The 4,539-nt window shown below is 43.9% G+C and carries 8 protein-coding genes; 4 read left to right on the top strand and 4 right to left on the bottom strand.

From position 1 onward, the window contains the following. Positions 1 to 169: 169 nt before the first annotated feature. Positions 170 to 376 carry a prevent-host-death protein gene (locus AACS92_RS17695; protein WP_099111884.1) on the bottom strand — a complete coding sequence of 69 codons (207 nt, stop codon included), beginning with the start codon at positions 374 to 376 and terminating at the stop codon, positions 170 to 172. Positions 377 to 704: 328 nt separating this feature from the next. On the opposite strand from AACS92_RS17695, the gene AACS92_RS17690 reads away from it, so the two are divergent. The 4 genes from AACS92_RS17690 to AACS92_RS17675 all read left to right on the top strand — a co-directional run bounded on the left by AACS92_RS17690 (position 705) and on the right by AACS92_RS17675 (position 2,198). Further along, on the top strand, positions 705 to 1,034 hold the full coding sequence (locus tag AACS92_RS17690) for a SymE family type I addiction module toxin (protein WP_099111883.1): 330 nt from the start codon (positions 705 to 707) through the stop codon (positions 1,032 to 1,034). 140 nt (positions 1,035 to 1,174) lie between these two features. Further along, positions 1,175 to 1,531 (top strand): type I addiction module toxin, SymE family, encoded by a 357-nt coding sequence (locus AACS92_RS17685; protein ID WP_099111882.1) that lies wholly within the window; start codon positions 1,175 to 1,177, stop codon positions 1,529 to 1,531. A gap of 84 nt (positions 1,532 to 1,615) precedes the next feature. After that, complete coding sequence (locus AACS92_RS17680; protein WP_099111881.1) at positions 1,616 to 1,912, top strand: type II toxin-antitoxin system RelE/ParE family toxin; 297 nt, start codon at positions 1,616 to 1,618, stop codon at positions 1,910 to 1,912. 1 nt (position 1,913) lies between these two features. After that, positions 1,914 to 2,198, top strand: a complete 285-nt coding sequence (locus tag AACS92_RS17675; protein WP_099111880.1) for an addiction module antidote protein — start codon at positions 1,914 to 1,916, stop codon at positions 2,196 to 2,198. A gap of 115 nt (positions 2,199 to 2,313) precedes the next feature. Here AACS92_RS17675 and AACS92_RS17670 read toward each other — a convergent pair whose 3' ends face one another. The 3 genes from AACS92_RS17670 to AACS92_RS17660 form a co-directional block, all read right to left on the bottom strand. Beyond that, positions 2,314 to 2,697 carry a transposase gene (locus AACS92_RS17670; protein WP_099111879.1) on the bottom strand — a complete coding sequence of 128 codons (384 nt, stop codon included), beginning with the start codon at positions 2,695 to 2,697 and terminating at the stop codon, positions 2,314 to 2,316. 127 nt (positions 2,698 to 2,824) lie between these two features. Beyond that, positions 2,825 to 3,052: a hypothetical protein gene (locus tag AACS92_RS17665; RefSeq protein ID WP_099111878.1), complete on the bottom strand. Its 228-nt coding sequence runs from the start codon at positions 3,050 to 3,052 to the stop codon at positions 2,825 to 2,827. A 1-nt stretch (position 3,053) separates the two neighbouring features. Continuing rightward, positions 3,054 to 4,539, bottom strand: a 1,486-nt coding sequence (locus AACS92_RS17660; protein ID WP_193757010.1) for an RHS repeat domain-containing protein, incomplete at its 5' end; no start/stop codon positions are given.

The raw sequence follows: 4,539 nt of genomic DNA, 5'->3' as shown, positions 1-4,539 counted from the left end.
GGCCAGAGTCGATGCGCGTTACAAGCAATCCGCTGCGGAAAATGCGCAGGCCATTGAGAGACTGCATGACATGCTGAAAGACCTCCAGCAGCGCACACGGTAATCCGCTAACGATAGTTTCCGAGCATCATTATGGGTTCGGTTCCTACAGCAGTATCGCGTAGGTCCATCATGAGAAATCAGCCGGACGGGTGCCGATAGTCACGCGCTGCGGCTCAAACTCCATGTCGGTCATACCCGGCACCACCAGCACATCGGCAATGTTGCGATGCGGCTTGCTGCGATCGGTGATAAATACGGGGTCGTTCTTAGCCGCTTTCTTTGCGCAGGTCACATCCTGATTAATCTTACGGCTGGCTAGGGTTGTGATGTTCATAGCTACGCCTCCTGCTTGAATGAGTGATGTCGTGATGCTACCACAAAAGCAGTATCAGTATTTCGTTCGCTAAATAGCGGCGGGTAATATGGCTGTTGGTTTTACCACTCTTTGATGCCCGGTATGAGGCAGCTATTCCGAGCCGATAGTCAATAGAAATGGCATACATTCGCTGCCGTTATTTTGCGAGCTGCTTTGCAAAGGTCATTTTTGTCAGTGGCGTGTTATTTGGGCGGGGGATAGAGTGGCGGTAAAAATTTCGACGCGGCTTTACCGTGCTACCAACACGATAAAACCGCTAACCACAACAACTAAGGAAGTAGTTATTATGGCTGACACGCATTCTACTGCAGGCACTCGCATTTACAAAATTTCCCAACCGGAACGTTATCAGAAAGTGGTTTATCGCCCCAATGGGGTGAACCGCACGACTCCTGCCATCAATTTAAGTGGAAAATGGCTGCTGGAAGCCGGGTTTTCCATCAATGATCCGTTAAAAATCAGAGTGATGCCCGGTTGCCTGATCATCACAGCCCAAAATTTTCATGAACTGTGGCACTGCTTAAAAAGCCTGAATGAAGGCGAATGGGATGATATCGCCGTGGCACACTGGCTACGGCAATTCCCTGGCAAATTAAATAAAAGGCTGCCGAAATAAGCGCATAATGCTATGTTTTATCAATTAAAACATAATATTGAACGCGGCTGCGTAAGCTGTGCTTTGCACTTAAAATGGCAAAAATTTTCTTTTGCGAAGCCGCTCGCATTTTATTTTATGAATCAACAAAGAAGGAATCTATGGAGCTTAGATTTTCTACTGAAAACGCTGAAAAACCGGAATGTGTATTACGTGGTGATGATATGCAGCAGATGGGATTTACGCCCAATACTTTGTTTCATATCCAGCAATATCACAACGGATTGATGTTGACATTGGCGAAGCCGGACGATGATCCGGCAACCCTGTTCCACGCTGTGGAAAATGATCCGAAGCAGGGCATTGATTGGGTGCGTGATAGTGGAGAACTGTATCTGGCGGGCGACTGGTTAACGGAAACCGGTTTACTGGATAAGTCTGTTCAAATTGCTTTCGGTTACGGCAAAATTATGTTGATGACCGAATCTGACCTGCCTGAATCGTGTAAGACATTTTAATTTGCTGATTGTATTGATGTGTTAACTATGGTTGACACATCGTATTGTTTATATACAATAATGATATTCGCTTTAGAGGTGAGCATGATAACCATTGAAAGGAATCAAGATTTTGAAAAATGGTTAAAATCCTTAAAAGACAGGATAGCCAAAGCCAAGATCTTAATCCGAGTTGAAAGAATGGAAGAGGACAATTTTGGTGATGTTGAACCTGTGGGAGGTGGAGTTTCGGAACTCAGAATACATTACGCGCAAGGTTATCGAGTTTACTTTACTAATAAAAATAATAAAATCATATTATTACTCTGTGGCGGAGATAAAAGCAGCCAGCAGGCAGATATAAAAAAAGCCAAACAACTCGCGAAAGAATGGGGATTTTAAAATGAAAACAGCGCCAAAAAAATTCGATGTTGTGGAGTTTTTAGAAACAGAAGAAGATATTCAAGCATACTTAAATGCCGCAATCGAAGAAAACGACACAAAATATTTATTTAAAGCGTTAGGTAACATTGCCAGAATAAAAAATATTAGCCAACTTTCTAAAGAATCAGGAATAAGCCGAGAAGGGATATATAAGGCGTTATCCGGCGAAGGTAATCCATCGTTTAATACCGTATATAAAATATCAAAAGCACTGGGGTTGAAACTGCATTTCACCGGGATTTAATCAACCTTCTCTTTAACATGAATAAGCGCTGTGCTGAAAGAAAAATAGTACCTTTACTGTCTCTATTGATAAATTACATCGTAATGATGTAATTTATCTTTTTGCACAAAGTCATTCAATAAACAAACTGCGAAGTGTGGTTATTATTTTCTTCCTTAATCAACTCTTTCATAATTGAACAGAAACTGAGGTTCTCGGGGACATAAACTATGCTATTATATTCATCAGGTTTCAACTCCATTGAAAACATGTCCTGACCATTTTCCAATAATCGGAGTTTATCCATTTTTTCAAATTGGGAAAAAAGAAGATTATCTGCTGTTTTGATGATCATTTTCTCCACATAGGATTTTCCGTTGGCTGGGCCCTGATAATACATTTCACGTATCGGTTTATATTCTTCGGGTAAATTATCACTCGATGGACTCAATAAATAGCTACGCATTTCTTCTCTTTTTTTTATCATTTTGTCATAAACATATTGATATACCGTTATCATATTTTTCCTTTTTGGTTGCTGACGTGAGTGAGAATGTTAATGCTATAGCATTACACGGGATGTCACAGCATAACAATGTGCCGGAAGATCACGAGGATCTTTCCGGCTTCAAGGCATTTAACTGCTACTAAGGACCATAAAAATGCATTAAGGTATCAAGAACATCCCAATCTTTTTTGGTTAATTCCCTTTTTTCCATATTGTCATATCTGGCACGTATTCCCTTCATTGGAATACCATATTCGTGGTTTCTTGCTGAATTCATCAAGTCATTAATATCACTTTCATGTATTAATGTCCTTTTGAGTAACTGATGAAGCATTTCTTCTGCATCTTCTCGTTTTGGCATTTCCATATTATTTGTCCGGTAAAATTTTAATTGAATCAAAATGAATAGTTCGCCAGTCAGCATGTAACTGCCTTGCTCCACCGGCACCATGTTCTGGGTAAGCAGTTGCAAATGGTTCTAATTTAGTCTTAATTTCATCCCCCTTCCAGTAAGGAACACGAACTTGTGGGACACCTTTTTCATATAATTGTAATGTATCGAAAGTACCTCTAAGCCGTGCGTCACTCCATTCTGGAGCTATTTGAAAACCGTCTCTTGCAGCGCTACCAGTAGGATACTTGTCAAATCCAAAGTAGGTAACAGGTGCGGACTTACTCTCTATAGTTGGATCAACAAATTTGTTAATAGAACCGTCAGCTTCTTGATATTTCATATGACGGTATCCTGTAGACGGCAATGTTGCACTTGGCCCATCTGGCCCAACATAAAAATCAGGTTTACTTGGTTCCCCTTTATTACCTACTCCACCTGTCAGCCCATAAGGGTCTACCCACTTCAATGGATTATGCACGTAAGAGTAAGGATTAAAGCCTCCACGTAATCCAATCGGATCTGCCGAGATGTACTGCGCCGTCTCCGGCGAATAATAGCGATGACGATTATAGTAAAGATTTGATTCTTCATCAAAAAATTGACCTAGGAACCGGAAATTACATCTAAGTTGATAATCCGGATGGTGTGAACCCACCGCCTGAAAATGCTCCGCCTGACCCCATGTTTTCAGCCGCTGTGCCCAGACCAGCACGCCTTGCTCATCCAGCATCTCGCGCACCGTGCCCTGATGGTCACTGACGATATAGTGCAGCCGGCCTTTCTCAAAGCGGGCTGACGGCGTCAGCGTGCCGGGTTCATACAGCCAGCGAACACGCTGATTTTCCGCGGGTGTGCCATCGGCGTAAATCGGCGTTTCCTCAATCAGCTGGTTCGCGCTCCACAGGTAATCCTGTCCCATGATCGCATCGGCTCTCGGTTCTACATCCGGTTTGCTTGCCAGCCAGCGCTGGAGGTTGGCGGCAGTCAGTTTTCCATCATGAATTTTCAGCTTCCGGATTCTTCGGCCAAACGCATCGTAGCGATAATGCCAGCGAGAGCCATCCGGCGTTTCGCAGTGGGTAAGCTGGTTCTGGGTATCCCAACGATAACGCCAGATTTGTGGACGGAAGCCATCACGGTGTTCGGTTTTTTCGACTAAACGACCGTTATCATCATAGCGATAACGGTTATCTCCTTGCTGCACCACGCGTCCAGCTTGCTGGCGCTGGTTAATTTGCGCCACCGCCCCCCGAGCATCAGTCGGCAAATGCTGGCTCAGGTTGCCGTTGGCATCATAGCTGAATTGCTCTTCATGCGGACGCGCACCCTCGAACAGGGTATGCAGTATTTGGTCGTTAGTGTTGTAACGGTAGCGCGTTTGCCCCCAGCGGCTGTCGTCAATCACCCGCACATTATGGGATCGGTCGTATTGCCAGCTCCGGTTAACGGCGGTCGCTTGC

Origin of the sequence: Xenorhabdus sp. KJ12.1 (assembly GCF_963876495.1) — a bacterium.
GTDB classification, from domain to species: domain Bacteria; phylum Pseudomonadota; class Gammaproteobacteria; order Enterobacterales; family Enterobacteriaceae; genus Xenorhabdus; species Xenorhabdus stockiae.
Note: the sequence above shows the minus strand (reverse complement) of the source record. Positions and strands in the feature narration are given on the sequence as shown.